This is a genomic window from Corallococcus sp. EGB, from assembly GCF_019968905.1.
Lineage (GTDB): Bacteria > Myxococcota > Myxococcia > Myxococcales > Myxococcaceae > Corallococcus.
The window spans coordinates 5,605,691-5,622,201 of sequence record NZ_CP079946.1 but is presented as its reverse complement, the minus strand read 5'-3'; the positions used below and the strand labels follow the sequence as shown (position 1 = coordinate 5,622,201).

Below are 16,511 nucleotides of genomic sequence, written 5' to 3'. Positions count from 1 at the left end.
CGCCATGCACAGAGCCCTCTTCGTCGGAACGCTCCTCGGCGCGGCCCTGCTGAACGCCGGCTGCCAGGACAACACCTCCTCCCCCGCGGCGTCGAACTTCACGCCGCGCCCCGTCTACGAGAACCGCGAGCCGGAGGGTCTCACCTCGCGGCTCTCCGGCTTCGCGGTGGACCCGGAGGCCTATTTCTTCAACCTGGCCCACTGCGCCCCTCCGGGCACGCAGTGCGCGCTGCCGCCGCTGTACGCGGAGTTCAGCCCGCTGTTCCAGCGCTCGGTGGTGCGCGGCGCGCTCGTCACGCTGCAGGACACGGTGCCGGATCCCGTCACCCACATGCCCCCCGCGCCGGCCGCGCCCGTGCCGTCGGACGCGCATGGCCTGTGGACGATGGAGAAGGTGCCCACCCGCAGGGGCGCGCCGTACTTCGTCCTGTCCGTGCCGGGGCCGGGGACCGTGGCCAATGACGTCCAGGGGCCCTTCCCGCTGCCGCCCGTGCCGGCGGGCAACTACCTGACCACCATGACGGTGCGCCCGGTGGTGCCGGCCCACAGCGCGTGCGTGGGCCTGGAAGCGCTCCAGATGAGCGACAAGGGCATCCTGGACGCGGTGGCCCGGTCCCTCAGCGCCGAGACCAGCACGTCCGTGACGGTGGCGGACCTGCTCAACCCGGCGAAGTACGGCGGCGTGACGGTGTTCTGGCTCTACGCCCCGGGCTTCCCCGTGTTCCGCGTGCCCGCGGACAGCACGACGGTGGAAGCCTCCAGCGGACGTGTGTTCCACATCGACTGGGCGCCTCCGGGCGCATTGCCTCCACCCCTGGCGCCGCTGCAGTCCGCGCGCGGCTTCTTCATCCCCCCGGGACCGCCGGCGGCCAGCAGCAAGCTGGGCATCATCGTCGTCGTGCAGCCGCCGCTGATGGGGCCTCCGGCGAACATCACCTACACGGTGAAGGACACGCTGGAGATCGCGCCGGGCAAGGGCCCGCGCTTCGCGTTCCAGCCGCTGGAAATCCCGCAGGTCCCGGGCATCGTCACGTTCGCCGGGCTCCAGGTGAACAGCACCGTCCCCACGACGACCATCTCGATTCCCCCGCTCACCACCTGTCTGCCCGGGCAGTAGCAGCCGCAGTCACAGTCGCAGCGCCTCCGCTCCGTCCATCCCGTCCCGAGGGATGGCGGAGTCCCGTGTCCCCGTTCGTTCGGAGCACCGTTCCCCATGATGAAAAAGATCCTGATCGCCGTAGGCGTCCTGGTCGCGCTGGCCTTGATTGGCGCGGGTACCGCCATGGGTGTCGCCACCCACAAGATCAACAAGACGTATGACTACGTCGCGCTGCCCAACATCACGCGGGACAGCTCGCCGGAGGGCATTGCCCGCGGTGAGCAGGTGTTCCGCGCGGTGTGCGGCGAGTGCCACGCGGGCGGCGGCAACACCAAGCCCGTGGGCGGCCGGATGCACGACTTCCCGGCCGAGCTGGGCACGTTCTACTCGGCCAACATCACCTCCGACATGGAGATGGGCGTGGGCGCCTGGACGGACCAGGAGATCGCCCGCATGGTGATCAACGGCATCGACAAGAACAACCACTTCCGCCCCATGCCCCCGTTCCCCAACATGGGTGACAAGGACATCGCGGCGGTCATCGGCTTCATGCGCTCCGGGCACCCGGACTTCGCGCCGGAGAAGCAGCAGCCGCCGCGCTCCGAGCTGACGCCTCCGGGCCGCATGGCGTTCGCGTTCGCCATGGGCATCAACGACAAGGGCCGCACGGAGCCGGTGCCCGTGCCCGCGAAGGCGGCGGACTCCGTGGAGTACGGCCGCTACATCGCCTCCGCCGTCTACGACTGCACCTTCTGCCACTCGCCGGGCCTGGAGAGCAGCGCGGTGAAGATGCAGCACCCGGAGACGCTGCTGAGCGGCGGCTTCGAGTTCGACCTGGTGCCGCTGGGCGGCGAGGGCAAGCTGCTGTCGCCCAACATCACCCCCAGCGAGACAGCCGGCATTGGCAAGTGGACGCTGGACGAGTTCAAGCACGCGATGGTCACCGGCATCACGCCCGGCGGCTTCATCCTCCGCCCGCCCATGCCCAAGTACCGCTACGCGGACGACGTGGAGCTCTCGGCCCTCTACACCTTCCTGCGCTCCGTGAAGGCCAACGACAAGGTGGTGCCGCCGCCCACCGGTGGCCGCCCCAAGGTCGAGCCCTCCAACAGCGACCCCGAGAAGATGTTCAGCGCGCTGGGTTGCGCGACCTGCCACGCCGCCGGCAAGGCCTACGAGGCCAAGCTCCAGGGCGCCAAGGGCAAGGCCCCGGAGGAAGTGGCCAAGTGGATCCGCAACCCGGAGTCCTTCAAGCCCGGCACGCAGATGCCCACCTACGAGTCGCTCATCGATGAGAACAACGCCCTGTCGCTCGCGAAGTACGTGCTGGGCAAGACGGGCAGTGGCGTGAGCGAAGGCACCGCGCCCTGAAATTGACGTTCGTGTGACACAGCCCCCCCGCGTGAGAGCCAACGCGCGGGGGGCTGGTGAAACAAGACGTCAAATCGCGGTGGGCCGTCTTTGAGGGGAGGGCCGGTTTCGATAGGCTTTCAGGTGAAGTCGTTCCCCCCTCCCGCGGAGCGCTCGCCATGAACGTCTCACCGGCCTTCTCCCAGGCCACCCGGAAGCAGTCCCCCAAGTCCCGCTACCTCCATGATTCAACGGCCCCCGACGCGCGGGACGCCATCCGGCTGGATGACGTGCTCTGGCATCCTGTCGACGCGGAGGAGGCGCTGGAGGGGCTGGAGAAGATTGTCAGCCGGCTGAACGCGCGGAGCGACTCGCGCGCCATCTTCCTGGACATCTACGCGATCGTCACACGGCGGGTCGTCCACCTGCTGAACCGGCCGGACGCGGGCGGCTTCCTCGAACCCGAGTGGCTGTCCCACCTGACAGGCCGCTTCGCGGAGGAGGCGCTCGTCGCGGTGCGGGACTCGCTGATGCACCGGCCGCTGCCCAGCGCGGCGTGGCGGTTCGCGACGCATTACCCCGCGCAGGGCATCACACAGCCCTATCAGGACGCGCTGCTGGGCGTGAGCGCCCACATCAACCACGACCTGGGAATGGTGGTCCACGACAGCATCGCGCACCAGTCGCCGCCGGTGGACGCTCGCCGCCTGGCTCGCTACCGGCACGACTACTTCCACGTGAACACCATCCTTCGCGCGTGCATCCCGGAGTGCGTGGACCTGCTCGCGGAGCGCTACCGGTGCGTGTCCACGCGGCTGCTGCTGCGCATGCCCTTCAGCCGTCCCGTGGTGGAGCGGGCGGTGATGGAGATGCTCATCGTCTGGCGGCAGCGCGTCTGGGAGAACGTCGTCGCGATGCTGGAGGCGCAGACGCCGGAGGAGCACCAGGCCGTGGTGGAGCGCATCCGCGCGACGTCCGGCCGCATCGCGCAGGCGCTGTGCGCGGACAAGGCGCTGTGGCGGACGGTGCGCGGTGACGCGCCGCCGTTCCGCCTGACGCTGGCGCCGGAGGCGTGGCCTGGCGTGAGCACCTGAGCCAGGGAGCGGGCTGCTTCAGGACGGCGTGACTCCGGCGACGAGGTAGAAGCGCACCTGGCCGGAGTTGACGCCGTAGGCGACGTCCACGCCCAACAGGGGCAGCACGACGTTGTTGAGGTACAGCCGCAGGCCCGCACCCACGCCCTGGGCCACGGTGACGGAGTTCGGGCTCGCCGTCGTCTCTGGCAGATAGCCCCGGATGACGCGCCCCGCTCCGTCGCGCAAGAGCCCGTCGGAGGGCAGGTCCCGCCACGCGATGGCGCCTGAGTCGGAGAAGCCCACGCCCCGGAAGGCCAGCGACTTCACCTTGAAGAGGGGGAAGTGGTACTCGGCGGTGAAGGTGAGGCGGGTGTCGCCGCGGAACTGCCGGTACTGGAAGCCGCGCAGCGTGTTGCCGCCCATCACCAGCTCCTGGTGGAAGGGCAGGTCCTTGCCCACGGCCAGCTCGCCGCGCAGCACCAGGTTGTGCTCGCTGAAGAAGCGGATGCCGTGGCGGTAGAGGAGGCCGAACTTGCGGTAGCGGAACTCGCTCCACACGCCCGGGACGGAGACCTCGTAGGAGCCCTCCAGGTTGAGTCCTTCGGTCACCGCGTGCAGCGTCTGGCGTGAGTCCAGTCCCACCATGAAGCGCAGCGAGGCGTCGCGCAGGGCGGGGCCGGTGGAGAACGCCTGTGTCGTCACCGGCTTCTTCGGGTCCGGGGCCTGGGCGTCGATGCTGGCGAGCCGGTACTTCGCCGCCGCGCGCACGCGCTCGAAGAGGATGAAGCCCAGCTCGGAGCTGATGGACGCGGAGTTGAGGCGGGTGCGCCGGAGGATCTCCGGGTTGTCCTGGCTGGCGCCCGGGAGGTACTCGTCCACGCGGTCGCTCTTGAGCTGTCCCTCCAGGCTGAACTTGAGCTGTGGCAGGCCGAAGAGGATGGGGTCCAGATAGCCCACGTACAGGCCGCTCTCGCCGGTGCTCGCCTGCGCCGCGACCGCGAGCTTCTTTGCCCGGCCGGCCAGGTTGTTCTCCGCGTAGAGCAGTCCGCCGCCCGTGTTCGCGGAGGACAGCGCCACCGTGGGGGCCACGACCCACGACGCCTTGTCCTTCACGCGCAGCACCAGCCGCACGCGCCCGTCGGGCAGGGGCTCCGTGCTGACGTGGGCCTCCTGGAAGAGGCCCGTGGCCAGCAGCCGCCGCTCCACCTTCTCCATTTCCTCGCTGTCCACCTCGTCGCCCACGCCCACCCGCCCGAACGAGCGCACCGTCCCAGACGTCGTCTTGTTCGCGCCCTCCACCGTCACCTCCGCCACGACCGGATGGCGGAGCGAGGCATCGGGCGTGTCCTCGTCGGCGTGAGCCCGGGAGGCACCCAGGCCGGTCAGGGCCATGGCGAGGATGGACAGGTGATGGCGGACGCGGTGGAGGATCACGCCCTGCTCATACCGCATGGCCCGAGGGCCCTGGCGGTTCAACGTGTGCCGCACGGCGCGGGCGCGCAGTCTTCAACGTTCGGCCTGCGCCGCGCCCCGCCCGCTCCGGCGATGAGGCGGGCCCTCCCAGGCCAGATTTATTATGATCATCATCTGAAGATGCATCCATCTGGGAGGGCCGTGACCATGGCTTCGACGGAAGAGGGTAGGCGCCGGGAGCTTTTCCTGGACGACCTGTCGGTGGGGCAGAAGTTCATCAGCGGCACGCACACGCTGGACGCGGCGCAGATCATCGCCTTCGCGCGGGAGTTCGACCCGCAGGGCTTCCACCTGGACGACGCCACGGCGAAGGACACGCTGTTCGAGGGCCTGGCGGCGAGCGGCTGGCACACGGCGGCCCTCACCATGAAGCTCAACGTCCAGAGCGGACTGCCCTTCAAGGGCGGCATCGTGGGCGCGGGCGGAGACATCCGCTGGCCCCGGCCCACGCGCCCGGGGGACGTCCTCCATGTGGAGAGCGAGGTGTTGGAGGTCACCCCCTCGCGCACGCGGCCGGACCGGGGCATCGCCACCGTGCGCAGCGAGACGCGCAACCAGAAGGGGGAGGTGGTGCAGGTGCTCGTCGCGAAGCTGGTGCTGCCCCGCCGCCCTGCGGGCGGGTGAGCGGGACGGGACGCTTTGCGCGGGGACGGGTGGAGGCTACCGTGCGCCCCGCATCCGGCCGTGGTTCCCGTCCCGCACCCGAGGAGTCCTCCAGCATGTCGCGCGCCGCCCCCGACTTCGATGTGTCCTCCGTGGACGTGGAGGGCTTCTACCGGGAGCTGAAGGCGCTGCGCGCGCAGTTGGACGCGAACCTGGGCGAGGCGGACGCGGCGCACCTGCGGAAGATGGAACGCTGGGGCAAGGTGGCGTCGGTGCTGGGCGTGGCCACGGCGTGGATCGCCCCCAACCCGCTCTCCGCGGTGGCGCTGGGCCTGGGCCGCTCCACCCGCTGGCTGCTCATGCACCACGTGGGGCACCGCGGCTATGACCGCGTGCCGGGCATGCCCGCGTCGCGCACGAGCAAGGGCTTCGCGAAGGGGGGCCGCCGGTTCGTGGACTGGCTGGACTGGATGCTGCCGGAGGCGTGGGTCTTCGAGCACAACGTGCTGCACCACTCGCACACCGGCGAGGAGGCGGATCCGGATCTGCTGGAGCGCAACGCGGAGGGGACGCTGCGCGACACAGGCCGGCCGCTGGCCCTGCGCTACGTGCAGCTGGGGCTCCTGGCCCTCACGTGGCGCGCGAGCTACTACGCGCCGGAGACGCTGGGCTCGCTGCGGCGCAAGGGGCGGCGCGAGGGCGGGGCGCTGACGCGCGCGGAGGTCTGGGAGCTGATCACGCGCTGCTACCTGCCATACGCGGCCGTCTTCTTCGGGCTGTACCCGGCGGCGTTCCTGGTGCTGGGGCCGTGGGCCGCGTTCAGCGTGTTCTGCAACTCCGTGCTGGCGGACGTCGTCACCAACCTCCACACGTTCTTCGTGGTGGGGCCCAACCACACCGGCGAGGACCTGTACCGCTTCGACTCGGCGCCCGCGAACAAGGCGGAGCGCATGGTGCAGCAGGTGGTGGGCAGCGCGAACTACGCCACGGGCGGTGACGTCAACGACTTCGCCCACCTGTGGCTGAACTACCAGATCGAGCATCACCTCTGGCCGGACCTGCCGATGCTGAAGTACCGCGAGGCGCAGCCGCACGTGAAGGCGCTCTGCGAGAGGTACGGCATCCCCTACGTGCAGGAGAGCGTCTGGACGCGCGCGCGCAAGATGGTGGACGTCGTCGTGGGCAAGGCGTCCATGAAGCGGCTGGTGAAGGCCGCGGCTCCCGCGATGTCCGCCGCGGATGCCCGGGCGGAGGCCTCCGCGGCCTGAGCGTCAGGCGGGCGGCGAGCGACGGCGGGGCACCGGGGCGAGCGCCACGGGCGTGGCCTCGGGCGACGTGTCCTCCCTGCGCACGGCCTCCGCGTTCACCACGCGCGTGCCGTCGGGCTGGACGGGGAGGCCCAGCGTCTCCACGAACAGGCGGTAGCTCTCCTCCAGCCGGCGGTGCAGCGCGCCGAAGGTCTGGTGCGCCGTGCCGGGCATGTCCTCGGTGTAGGTGAAGTACCAGCGCAGCTCATCCAGGCGCGCGTAGAAGTGGTCCACCACCGCCTGCTCCTGTTCGGTGAGGTGGATGAGCTGGGCGAAGGCGCCGTCCGCGTAGCGCGAGGCCACCGTCTCCACCAGCGGGCCGCGGCTGCGCAGCCGGGAGAAGAGGAGGAACATCTCCTCCCGGCGTGCGGCCAGCCTGCGCATGATGCCGGCGGCGTCGAGGGCGAGCAGGTTGCGCACGCGCGCGGAGGTTTCGTCGGCCTTCTTGCGGCGAGCCATGGTGCGACACAGCCTACCGTCAGTGGCACCCCTCCACGCCAGGGGCTGCCCTCTCCGTGGGGGACCGGGCGGCCGGGCCCATGCCGGCCCCACGGCGATGCGGCGCGGCGGGAGAGCGGTTGTTACGGTGGGGCCACCATGGTGCTCAAGATCGTCCAGGCGGGGGAGCCGGTGCTGCGCGAGCGCGCGCGGGAGCTGACCCCGGAAGAAATCGGCAGTGAGGACACGCGGCGGCTCATCCAGCTGATGCGCGACACGATGCGGGACGCTCCCGGCGTGGGGCTCGCGGCACCCCAGGTGGGCGTGGGCCTGCGGCTGGTGGTGATTGAAGACCGGCCCGAGTACCAGGCCGGCGTGTCGCCCGCGGACCTGGCGCTGCGGGAGCGGGCGCCGGTGGCCTTCCACGTCCTCATCAATCCCAGGCTGGTGGTGGAGGACCCCACGCCCATGGAGTTCCACGAGGGCTGCCTGAGCGTGAGCGGCTTCGCGGCGCTGGTGGCTCGTGCGCGCGGCGTGCGCGTGGAGGCGCTGGATGAGAACGGGCAGCCGGTGACGGTGTCCGCGCGCGGCTGGTACGCGCGCATCATCCAGCACGAGCTGGATCACCTGGACGGCACGCTCTACGTGGACCGCATGGAGACGCGCAGCCTCACGACGCAGGAGAACCACCGCCGGCACTGGTTGGGCAGGAGCACGGCCCAGGTGCGCGCGGCGCTGGGGCTGCCGGAGCAGACCCCGTCGCTTCCCCGAAAGGACCCGACATGAGCAGCAGGCTGTTCACCCCCCTGAAGCTGCGGGACATCACCCTGCGCAACCGCGTGGTGGTCTCGCCCATGTGCCAGTACTCGAGCGACGACGGCTTCGCGAACGAGTGGCACGTGGTGCACCTGGGCAGTCGCGCGGTGGGAGGCGCGGGGCTGGTGTTGACGGAGGCCACGGCGGTGGAGCCGGAGGGCCGCATCTCGCCGCAGGACCTGGGGCTGTGGAAGGACGCGCACGTGGAGCAGCTCGCGCGCATCAACCGGTTCATGCACCAGAACGGCGCCGCGTCCGGCGTCCAGCTGGCGCACGCGGGCCGCAAGGCGTCCACGCCCCGGCCCTGGGACGCGGGCAAGCGCGTGGAGCCGGAGCACGGCGGCTGGCAGACGCTGGGGCCCACGACGGAGGCGTTCGAGGAGGGCTACACGGTCCCCACGGCGCTGGACGAGGCGGGCATCCAGCGCATCGTGAAGGCGTTCGCGGACGCGGCCGTGCGGGCGAAGGCGGCGGGCTTCCAGGTCATCGAGCTGCACGCGGCGCACGGCTACCTGCTGCACGAGTTCCTCTCGCCGCTGTCGAACAAGCGGACGGACAGGTACGGCGGCACGTTCGAGAACCGGACGCGCTTCGCGCTGGAGGTGACGCGGGCCGTGCGCGCGAAGTGGCCGGAGTCGCTGCCGCTCTTCATGCGCATCTCCGCCACGGACTGGGTGGAGGGGGGCTGGACGCCGGAGGACTCCGTGGCGCTGGCGCGGCGGGTGCAGAAGGAGGGCGTGGACCTGATGGATTGCTCGTCCGGCGGCGTGGTGCCCTCCGCGAAGATTCCGGTGGGGCCGGGCTACCAGACGCAGCTGGCGGAGCGGGTGCGCAAGGAGACGGGCATGCTGACGGGCGCGGTGGGGATGATCCGCTCCGCGTACCAGGCCGAGCACATCCTGGCCACGGGGCAGGCGGACGCCGTCTTCCTGGCGCGCGAGCTGCTGAGGGATCCGTACTGGCCGCTGCGCGCCGCGAAGGAGCTGCGTTCGGACGTGCAGTGGCCGCACCAGTACGAGCGCGCGAAGAATTGATCGGCGTAGGCTTGCGCGCATGCTGACCGAGGTGCAGGCGGGCCCCTATACCGTGCGCGGCGTGTCCGTGGGCGGCGTGTACACGTCGCTCCTGGTTCCGGAGCTGGGGGTGCTGCTCGACGCGGGCATCCCCATCCGTTCGTTCGCCACCACGGAGCGCATCTTCCTCAGCCATGGCCACGCGGACCATGCGAGCGCGTTGGGTTCGCTGCTGGGCATCCGCGCGCTCGTGGGGAAGGGGCCGCCGTTCGTCTACCTGCCGGCGGAGATCGAAGCGCCGGTGCAGGAGGCGCTCGCGGCGTTGGGGCGTCTGCACCGGATGAAGTCGGAGGTCCGCACCGTCCCGCTGCGCCCGGGTGACACCGTGAAGGTGCAGCAGGACCTGTGGGTCCGCGCCTTCCGCACGCACCATCCGGTGCCGTCGCTGGGCTACCAGTTCCTCCGCCGTGTCGCGAAGCTCAAGGCGGAGTTCCGCGAGCTGCCGCCCGCGGAGATCGGCCGCCGCCGTCAGGCCGGTGAGCCGCTGTTCGATGAAGTCGAACGCCTGGAGCTGGCCTACTGCACGGACACGCTCTCCAACGTGCTGGAGCGCCAGCCGTCGCTGTTCGACAGCCGGGTGCTCATCCTCGAGTGCACGTTCATCGACGCGGAGCGCACCGTGCGTGACGCGCAGGAGCGGGCCCACATCCACCTGGAGGAGATCGCCTCCATGGCGGACCGCTTCCAGAACGAGGCGCTGGTCCTGATGCACTTCAGTCAGGCTTACAGCCCCGCGCAGGTCCACGCGACGCTCCAGGCCCGCCTGCCCGCGTCGCTGTTGGAGCGCGTGCGAGTCTTTGCTCCCGACGCCGGCCGCTGGTTCGGTTGACCCGTGGTGCCGGCGTGTCAGGAGGCCGCCATGCCGTCTTCAGCTCCTCGTCACGTCCTCATCGCCGGTGCCGGCATTGGAGGCCTGACGCTGGCCTGCGCACTCCAGCGCGCGGGCTTGCGCGCCACCGTGTTCGAGCGTGCCGACGCCCTGCGGCCCGTGGGCGCGGGCCTCATCGTGCAGATGAACGCCTCGGTCGCCCTGCGCCGCATCGGCCTGTGTGACGCGGTGGTCGCGGAGGGCGAGCGCGCCGAGCGGACCGTCATCCTTGATCCAACCGGGGCCGTCATCACCGGCGTGGACGTGCGTGCGCTCCAGGAGGAGTTGCAGGCTCCGATGGTGGCCATCCACCGCGCCCGCCTCCAGGCCGTCCTTCGCGCCCACGCGGGCCCGGAGGAGGCCGTGCGGCTGGGGGTCGCCGTGACGGGCTTCCACGATGACGGCGAGCGCGTCACGGTGACGCTGTCGGATGGCGGCACGGCCACCGGCGATGTCCTGGTGGGCGCGGATGGGCTGCGCTCCGCGGTGCGGACCGGCCTGTTGGGGGCACGGCCCACGCGTTACTCCGGCTACACCAGCTGGCGCGGTGTCTGCGCGGGCGCGGAGCTGGTGCAAGCGGGCCACTTCACCGAGACGTGGGGCCCCGGTGCCCGCTTCGGCACCGTGCCCATCGGCCATGGCGAGGTGTACTGGTACGCCACGTTGAATGCGCCCGCGGGCGCGGAGGATGCGCCGGGACAGAAGCTCGCCGTCCTCCAGGAGCGCTTCGCGGGATGGCATGCGCCTATCGCGCGGCTGCTCGCGGCGACATCGCCCGAGCGCGTCCTGCGCACGGACATCCACGACCGGCCGCCAGTGCGGCATTGGAGCCGGGGGCGTGTGACGCTGCTGGGCGACGCCGCGCACCCGATGACGCCGAACCTGGGGCAGGGGGGATGTCAGGCCATCGAGGATGGTGTCGTGTTGGGGGAGTGTCTCGCGGCGCAGGTGGGCGTTGAGGACGCACTGCGGGCCTACGAGGCCCGGCGGGTGAAGCGCGCCAACATGTTGGTGGTGCGTTCACGTCAGGTGGGACGGGTGGCCCAGTGGGAAAGTGGCCCTGCGCGATTTGTCCGCGATGCGCTATTCCGACGCGTTCCGGCGTCGACCGCGCGACGGCAGCTTCAGACGCTGGTGCAAGGCCTGCGTTGAGTCAGGCTCAGTAGAGTTCGCCTCTGCCAGGAGAGCGCTGTCGGCCCCTGGCGGGGGGAACTCATGCAAAAGAATTCCAAGCGGTTGGCCGCCCTCGTCCTCGTGTCCTCGGCTGCGTGTCAGCGCACCGAGTCGCGGGGAGACACCGAACGCCCTCCCGCGTCGCCGCCCTCCCTCGCGGTCGTACCTCCCGATGCTGGGACGACTGAAGACACCGGTGCGGTCAATGCGCGCATCCAGCGTGTCCTTGGTGATCCCTCGAAGTATGAACAGGCCTTCGTGGCGTTTCAGCAGGCGGTGGCCGCGCATGACACGAAGGCCGTCGCCGCGATGGTGGCGTATCCCTTCACCGCGAACGTGGGCGGCAGGAAGGTGAAGCTGCACGACGCCGCGGCGTTCAGGAGGCACTACGACGTCATCGTCACGCCGGACATCGCCAAGGTCATCACCCGGCAGCGCTACGCGGACCTCTTCGTCAATGAGGACGGCGTGATGTTCGGCCAGGGTGAAGCGTGGCTCAACGGCGTCTGCAAAGACGCCGAGTGCAAGGACTTCGACGTCCGGGTGATTGCCATCCAGCCCACGCGGTGAAGCGGACGGCTACCAGAACTGATTTCTCCCAACCCAGGGTTCGCGGAAAAAGGCGTCATGGAACCCTCAGGACCGGGCGACTGATTCGAGGAACGGCAGCACGTGCGGCAGCACCTTGGGCGCCTTTGCCCAGGCTCCGCCGTGGTCGGCATGCTCGATGGTCGCGAACGCCGCACCAGCCCGTTGTGCCACGGCCTTCATGGAGTCGTGGTACGGGTCCATCGCGCCGCAATAGAGCAGCCCCGGCCTGCCGGATTGCACCAGCGCCTCATCCAGGCCCGCCGATGTCTCACAAGCCTTCATGCACAGCCGGAGCGCGTCCAGGTCTCCCGCGTCAATGGCCTCGGCCAATTCTGGCGCGCGCCGTGCTCCCATGAGGAGTACCTGGAACCAGTCCACGTTCGTGCCCGGCTTGAGCTGCTTCTCCAGCGCCGCGTACGCGACAGGCAGGCCCACCACTGGATCCCAGCCGCCCACCACGTAGGACGCCAGCCGCTCCGGCGCGAAGGACGCGAGGCCACACACCGTCCAGCCTCCCATCGAGTAGCCCCACATGTGCGCCCGCTCGATGGAGAGCGTGTCGAGCACCGACAGCACGTCCTCCACGCGGTGCCGCAGCCGGTAGGCCTCCAGGTCGTGCGGCGTGTCGCTCCAGCCGTGCCCCAGCGCGTCGAACGTCACCACCGTGTACTTGTCCGTCAGCGCGGGCCGGTACCCCTTGAGCTCCCAGTGCGTGCCCAGTTGGAGCAGGCCGTGCAGGAGCAACAGCGGCGGCCCGTGGCCCTGGACCTCGTAGTGGATGCGGCGGCCGGACTTCGTCGCGAATGGCATGGCGTGGCTCCCTACAGGCCCGCGACCTTCGCGGAGCGAGCCACCGTGAATCCGAACGTGACCGTCTCACGCGCGCGCGGCGGCACGTTGAGCTCGAAGCGCACGATGCCCTCGTCGCTCACCTTCGCGGGCGCGGGCTTCGTGGCGTCCTTGAGCAGCGCCACCTCCACGGCCTCCACCTCCGACACCGGCATGCGCTCCTCCACCGCGAGCGCCATGGGCTTCGCGCCCATGTTGGAGACGAACAGCTTCACCTTCTGCGTGCGCGTGCGCCGGCCGGTGATGCGGGCCGTTTCCTCGCCCACGTCCACCTGCCGCGACACGCGCAGCGAGTCCTCGCTGCCGAAGCCCAGCTTCACGCGCTCGCCGCGGCCCGCGAACTTGAGCCGTCCGCGGCCCACGTAGCCGTTGTTGCGCACCAGGTCCACCGGCCCCTCGAGCAGCACTGCCGGCCCTGTGTTGTCGAAGCGCGCCACGCGGTGCACCAGCGGTGACTGTTCCGGGCACGCCACCAGCTCCGACGTGGCGGGCGAGGTGAAGGAGAACAGCGCCACGCGGTGGCCCTCGCCATCCGACGGCACCGTGGCCTTGTGCGGCGCGGACAGCGTCACCGCCTCGCCGCCGTCGTCCATGCCCGGCAGCGCGTCCGATGCTTTCGTCGTCCCCAACTCGCCCGTCTCCTGAAGCGACTCCTCGCGGATGGCAACGTCCACCACCTGCTTCTCGCGCTGCGTCTTGTCCCGCATGTGGAGCCAGTCGTCGCTGAGTCTGGGCGGAGTGGCCCCCAGCGTGGGGCGCGCCGTGGAGAAGGCCAGCGTCACGTCCTTCCAGGGCTCGCCGGTGTTCTGCCAGACCACGGCCTCGCACTCCAACGTCACCGAGGACGTTGTCTCCGCGAGGCCCAGCACCGCGCGGTAGGCCGGCCGCCAGGCGGCACACGGCACCAGGTAGGTGAGCGTCAGCGTCGCCTCTCCGCCCGTCGCGTGGCTCACATCCAGCTCCGCGCGCACGTCCAGCGTGGGCTCCGCCGCCTCCGTGCGCGACAGCACGTCGCGGGCCTCCTGGATGTGCTGCCGCTCCAGACGACCCAGGTCGCGGCGGGCCTGCCGCAGCTGTTCGTCCGCCGTGGTCTGCTCCTGGCGGATGGTGGCGAGCTGCTCCTTCCATCGCGCCGGATCCGCTTCGCCTGCGCCGGTGCGCTCGGAGATGGCGCGGAGGATGTCCTGGCGCGCGGTCTCCAGCAGGCCGTGCCTTGCCTCCAGGCGCCGTATCACCGCCTGCGCGCGTGCCAGTACCTGCTGGCGCTCGAAGGCGCGGCGGGCCAGCTCCGAGTGGTGCTCGCGCAGGGCTTCCGGCAGCACCGCGCGCATGGAGCGGCGCAGGCGGGCCTGGGTCACCATGCCGCCGGTGAGCTTCGCCTGGAGCGAGCGATCCACCGCCACCGCCGGCAGCCCGTCCACCACGAGCCGGCAGGGGCCCGGGGGCAGCGTCACCGTGCCGCTGCGCTCGACGAGCGCCCGGTCCTCCAGGACCGTCACCTTGATCAAGGGCAACAGAATGGAAGTGCGCATCACGTCCTCCGGTTCCCGCCGCTCAGCATCTTGCTGGCGGGCAGCTTCACGACCCACGTCGCCTTCATCGAACGCTTCTCTCCGGCGGGGACGCTCACGCGCCACATCCGCTCGCCCTCCACCGCGTCCTCACCCGGCAGTGGCGTGGACTTCTGCCACGGAGGCACCACCTCCACCTCCTCCACCTTGAGGTCCTTCTGGGACTCGGGGACCACGCTGACGCGCTCGGAGATGGCGATGTTCACGGGGCGGGCGAGGTGGTTGGCCACCTCCACGGAGACATGGTGCGTGAGCACGGCGCTGTTGCCGAACATACCGCCCGTGGCCTCCTCGAAGCGGGTGTTGCGCGCCACCTGGAGCGCCTCCTCCACGCCCAATCCCAGCCGCTGCGTCTCGCCAGGCCCCAGCGTGGGCAGGGGAGACGTCATCAGGAACTCGTCGCCGAGCGTCACGTCCACCGGCCCCGCGAGCAGCGGATGCGGCGAGGCGTTGTCCAGGCGCACCGTGCGGAAGACGCGCGGCTCCAGCGAGGGGACGCACACGTACTCGGCCCGCAGGTTCAAGGGCACCGTCAGCATGGACACGGTGTGCCATGCGCCATCGGACGGCACGTCCGCGAGCGCCTCCGCGTCGAAGCGCGCGTCGAAGTGGCGCGCGGAATCGCGCGGCGGCACGGACCCGTTGGGCGGCTCCACGCTGTTCACGGACTCGGCGAAGGTGAAGGCCTGGGCCTCCAGGCGCACGACCTCCACCTGAAGTTTCACGGCGGTGACGGACAGCATCGCCTGCGAGATGAGCGAGGAGCGGGGACGCAGCCGGCCGCGCTGCCCCGGTGAGGCCGCGGAGGCCAGCGTCAGCGAGTCGTAATCGAACAGGCCATCCGCCGGCTCCAGGCCCGCGGCGCGCCGAGGCTCATCGCCGGCGCCACCTTCGTCATCCACGAGGTCGGCCATCGGCGCGTCATCGAGCTCGTCTTCCACGGCCGCGCGCTTCTTGCTGCGCATGCGCTCCATGCCGCCACCGCCCGGTGCGGCCGACATGCTGGGCACCGCGACGGCGCCGGTGCCGCTGCGGCGAGGCATCGAAGGACGGGATCCGCCCAGGAAGGCTCCCGAGGACGCGGAGGCCGGTGCCACCATGGGCGCCGGGGGGGGAGGGGCGGCCACGCTGGGCGCGGCTCCGGGGGCGCTTCCGAACGTGGCCTTCTCCTTGAAAGACTCCTGCTCCGAGAAAGACTCGACCGCCGCTTCCGGCATGGGCTCCGGCATGGGAGGGGGGAGGGGCTTGCGAAGGGTGGGCTCCGGGCGGGCCAGGTGCAGGGCGTCGTAGCCCGCGAACAACTCCTCCAGGCCCGGCGCGGGCTCACGCCATCCGGAGCGCGCGGGCGGAGGCTGGCTGCGGCCGATGCGCAGCGACTTCAGCTCCGGCACCTCCACGCGCCGCTCCAGGCTCGCGGTGGAGACGGCCAGACGCACGCCGTTCCAGTCCTCGCCGGTCCGCTGGACGACGGCGGCGCGCATGCGCAGCGTGCCTTCCTCCAGCGTGCGCGGAAGGCGCAAATCATAGGTGGGCACCCAGCGCGCGCCGGCCACCGCGTACTCCAGCACCAGCCGCGCGTCCGCGTTCGCGGCGATGGGGCCGGACAGCGTCAGCAGCGCGGCGCGGAACAGCCGGGCGCGGTCCACGCTCTTCGCGGAGGACAGCTCCTGTACGCGGCGGCGGCGCAGCTCCAGTTCATTCGTGGCATCGCGGTGCTGTCGCGCCAGGTCCAGCTCCTGGGCCTGCAGCTCCGCCAGCTCCGAGTCCACGAAGCCCAATAGCGACAGCATCGCCGGCACCGGCGCCTCGCGAGGAGGATGGCCTTTGCGCTGAGCGGGCCAGGTGGGCGTCAGGCCGCGGAGCGCCGCGATCTCCGCGCGCACCCGCTCCAGCCGGCCGTGCACGGACGCCAGCGTGGCCTCCGCCGCTTCCAACGCGTGCTGTTCGGCGGGCAGCTCCGACTCCGGCGGCAGGCGCACGTCGAAGGTGGGCTTGAGGTCGCGGACGAGGAGGCCGGAGGGCCCCTCCACCACGCGCGCGCGGAGCGAGCCCGTGCGCAGCGCCAGGGGCAGGCCGTCGATGCGGACCTGGCCGGGCAGGTGGCCGTTCTCGGGTGAGAGCACGAACGCGCGCGTGCAGAGCGCGCCCTCGGCGTGAACGGTGACGGATTCCAGGACGGACGGTACGACGCGCATGGGCCCCCCTCTTCCGTGGAGAGGACCGC

Annotated in this window: 15 protein-coding genes; 10 read left to right on the top strand and 5 right to left on the bottom strand. The window is 70.9% G+C overall.

What is annotated here, in order from left to right; translation table 11 throughout:
• Positions 1-4 precede the first annotated feature (4 nt).
• The 3 genes from KYK13_RS23065 (at position 5) to KYK13_RS23055 (ending at position 3,543) form a co-directional block, all read left to right on the top strand.
• Positions 5-1,117, top strand: coding sequence for a hypothetical protein (locus KYK13_RS23065; protein WP_223633281.1), 1,113 nt, complete (start codon positions 5-7; stop codon positions 1,115-1,117).
• A gap of 96 nt (positions 1,118-1,213) precedes the next feature.
• Entirely contained in the window at positions 1,214-2,470 is a 1,257-nt protein-coding gene (locus KYK13_RS23060) for a c-type cytochrome (protein WP_223633278.1), read from the top strand.
• A 158-nt stretch (positions 2,471-2,628) separates the two neighbouring features.
• The gene (locus tag KYK13_RS23055; RefSeq protein WP_223633276.1) at positions 2,629-3,543 is read left to right on the top strand and encodes a DUF5995 family protein; all 915 of its coding nucleotides are present in this window, start codon (positions 2,629-2,631) and stop codon (positions 3,541-3,543) included.
• 18 nt (positions 3,544-3,561) lie between these two features.
• Here KYK13_RS23055 and KYK13_RS23050 read toward each other — a convergent pair whose 3' ends face one another.
• Positions 3,562-4,959 (bottom strand): BamA/TamA family outer membrane protein, encoded by a 1,398-nt coding sequence (locus KYK13_RS23050; RefSeq protein ID WP_370645147.1) that lies wholly within the window; start codon positions 4,957-4,959, stop codon positions 3,562-3,564.
• 186 nt (positions 4,960-5,145) lie between these two features.
• On the opposite strand from KYK13_RS23050, the gene KYK13_RS23045 reads away from it, so the two are divergent.
• Positions 5,146-5,622 carry a MaoC family dehydratase gene (locus KYK13_RS23045; RefSeq protein WP_223633271.1) on the top strand — a complete coding sequence of 159 codons (477 nt, stop codon included), beginning with the start codon at positions 5,146-5,148 and terminating at the stop codon, positions 5,620-5,622.
• Positions 5,623-5,717: 95 nt separating this feature from the next.
• Entirely contained in the window at positions 5,718-6,869 is a 1,152-nt protein-coding gene (locus tag KYK13_RS23040; protein WP_223633269.1) for a fatty acid desaturase, read from the top strand.
• A 3-nt stretch (positions 6,870-6,872) separates the two neighbouring features.
• Here KYK13_RS23040 and KYK13_RS23035 read toward each other — a convergent pair whose 3' ends face one another.
• The gene (locus tag KYK13_RS23035) at positions 6,873-7,367 is read right to left on the bottom strand and encodes a hypothetical protein (RefSeq protein WP_223633261.1); all 495 of its coding nucleotides are present in this window, start codon (positions 7,365-7,367) and stop codon (positions 6,873-6,875) included.
• Between the two features lie 138 nt (positions 7,368-7,505).
• Between KYK13_RS23035 and def the strand changes: the two genes are divergently transcribed.
• The 5 genes from def to KYK13_RS23010 all read left to right on the top strand — a co-directional run bounded on the left by def (position 7,506) and on the right by KYK13_RS23010 (position 11,846).
• Positions 7,506-8,132: a peptide deformylase gene (gene def, locus KYK13_RS23030; protein ID WP_223633258.1), complete on the top strand. Its 627-nt coding sequence runs from the start codon at positions 7,506-7,508 to the stop codon at positions 8,130-8,132.
• The gene (locus KYK13_RS23025; RefSeq protein ID WP_223633255.1) at positions 8,129-9,196 is read left to right on the top strand and encodes an NADH:flavin oxidoreductase/NADH oxidase; all 1,068 of its coding nucleotides are present in this window, start codon (positions 8,129-8,131) and stop codon (positions 9,194-9,196) included. The genes def and KYK13_RS23025 overlap by 4 nt, the downstream gene beginning before the upstream one ends.
• Positions 9,197-9,215: 19 nt before the next feature.
• Positions 9,216-10,064: an MBL fold metallo-hydrolase gene (locus tag KYK13_RS23020; RefSeq protein WP_223633252.1), complete on the top strand. Its 849-nt coding sequence runs from the start codon at positions 9,216-9,218 to the stop codon at positions 10,062-10,064.
• Between the two features lie 30 nt (positions 10,065-10,094).
• Positions 10,095-11,255 carry an FAD-dependent monooxygenase gene (locus KYK13_RS23015; protein ID WP_223633249.1) on the top strand — a complete coding sequence of 387 codons (1,161 nt, stop codon included), beginning with the start codon at positions 10,095-10,097 and terminating at the stop codon, positions 11,253-11,255.
• 279 nt (positions 11,256-11,534) lie between these two features.
• Positions 11,535-11,846, top strand: a complete 312-nt coding sequence (locus tag KYK13_RS23010; protein WP_223633246.1) for a hypothetical protein — start codon at positions 11,535-11,537, stop codon at positions 11,844-11,846.
• A gap of 66 nt (positions 11,847-11,912) precedes the next feature.
• Here the strand turns inward: KYK13_RS23010 and KYK13_RS23005 are convergent, their stop codons facing one another.
• The 3 genes from KYK13_RS23005 to KYK13_RS22995 are packed head-to-tail and all read right to left on the bottom strand — an operon-like array spanning position 11,913 to position 16,482.
• The gene (locus KYK13_RS23005; RefSeq protein WP_223633244.1) at positions 11,913-12,677 is read right to left on the bottom strand and encodes an alpha/beta fold hydrolase; all 765 of its coding nucleotides are present in this window, start codon (positions 12,675-12,677) and stop codon (positions 11,913-11,915) included.
• Between the two features lie 11 nt (positions 12,678-12,688).
• Positions 12,689-14,248 carry a mucoidy inhibitor MuiA family protein gene (locus KYK13_RS23000; RefSeq protein WP_223633241.1) on the bottom strand — a complete coding sequence of 520 codons (1,560 nt, stop codon included), beginning with the start codon at positions 14,246-14,248 and terminating at the stop codon, positions 12,689-12,691.
• Positions 14,248-16,482: a DUF4139 domain-containing protein gene (locus KYK13_RS22995; protein ID WP_223633238.1), complete on the bottom strand. Its 2,235-nt coding sequence runs from the start codon at positions 16,480-16,482 to the stop codon at positions 14,248-14,250. The genes KYK13_RS23000 and KYK13_RS22995 overlap by 1 nt, the downstream gene beginning before the upstream one ends.
• Positions 16,483-16,511 lie beyond the last annotated feature (29 nt).

Excerpts from the sequence above, each read along its gene's own strand:
- KYK13_RS23065 (WP_223633281.1), top strand. The coding sequence starts at position 5 with ATGCACAGAGCCCTCTTCGTCGGAACGCTCCTCGGCGCGGCCCTGCTG.
- KYK13_RS23035 (WP_223633261.1), bottom strand. The coding sequence starts at position 7,367 with ATGGCTCGCCGCAAGAAGGCCGACGAAACCTCCGCGCGCGTGCGCAAC.
- KYK13_RS23040 (WP_223633269.1), top strand. The coding sequence starts at position 5,718 with ATGTCGCGCGCCGCCCCCGACTTCGATGTGTCCTCCGTGGACGTGGAG.
- KYK13_RS23015 (WP_223633249.1), top strand. The coding sequence starts at position 10,095 with ATGCCGTCTTCAGCTCCTCGTCACGTCCTCATCGCCGGTGCCGGCATT.
- def (WP_223633258.1), top strand. The coding sequence starts at position 7,506 with ATGGTGCTCAAGATCGTCCAGGCGGGGGAGCCGGTGCTGCGCGAGCGC.
- KYK13_RS23020 (WP_223633252.1), top strand. The coding sequence starts at position 9,216 with ATGCTGACCGAGGTGCAGGCGGGCCCCTATACCGTGCGCGGCGTGTCC.
- KYK13_RS23000 (WP_223633241.1), bottom strand. The coding sequence starts at position 14,248 with ATGCGCACTTCCATTCTGTTGCCCTTGATCAAGGTGACGGTCCTGGAG.
- KYK13_RS23005 (WP_223633244.1), bottom strand. The coding sequence starts at position 12,677 with ATGCCATTCGCGACGAAGTCCGGCCGCCGCATCCACTACGAGGTCCAG.
- KYK13_RS22995 (WP_223633238.1), bottom strand. The coding sequence starts at position 16,482 with ATGCGCGTCGTACCGTCCGTCCTGGAATCCGTCACCGTTCACGCCGAG.
- KYK13_RS23060 (WP_223633278.1), top strand. The coding sequence starts at position 1,214 with ATGATGAAAAAGATCCTGATCGCCGTAGGCGTCCTGGTCGCGCTGGCC.
- KYK13_RS23045 (WP_223633271.1), top strand. The coding sequence starts at position 5,146 with ATGGCTTCGACGGAAGAGGGTAGGCGCCGGGAGCTTTTCCTGGACGAC.
- KYK13_RS23025 (WP_223633255.1), top strand. The coding sequence starts at position 8,129 with ATGAGCAGCAGGCTGTTCACCCCCCTGAAGCTGCGGGACATCACCCTG.
- KYK13_RS23055 (WP_223633276.1), top strand. The coding sequence starts at position 2,629 with ATGAACGTCTCACCGGCCTTCTCCCAGGCCACCCGGAAGCAGTCCCCC.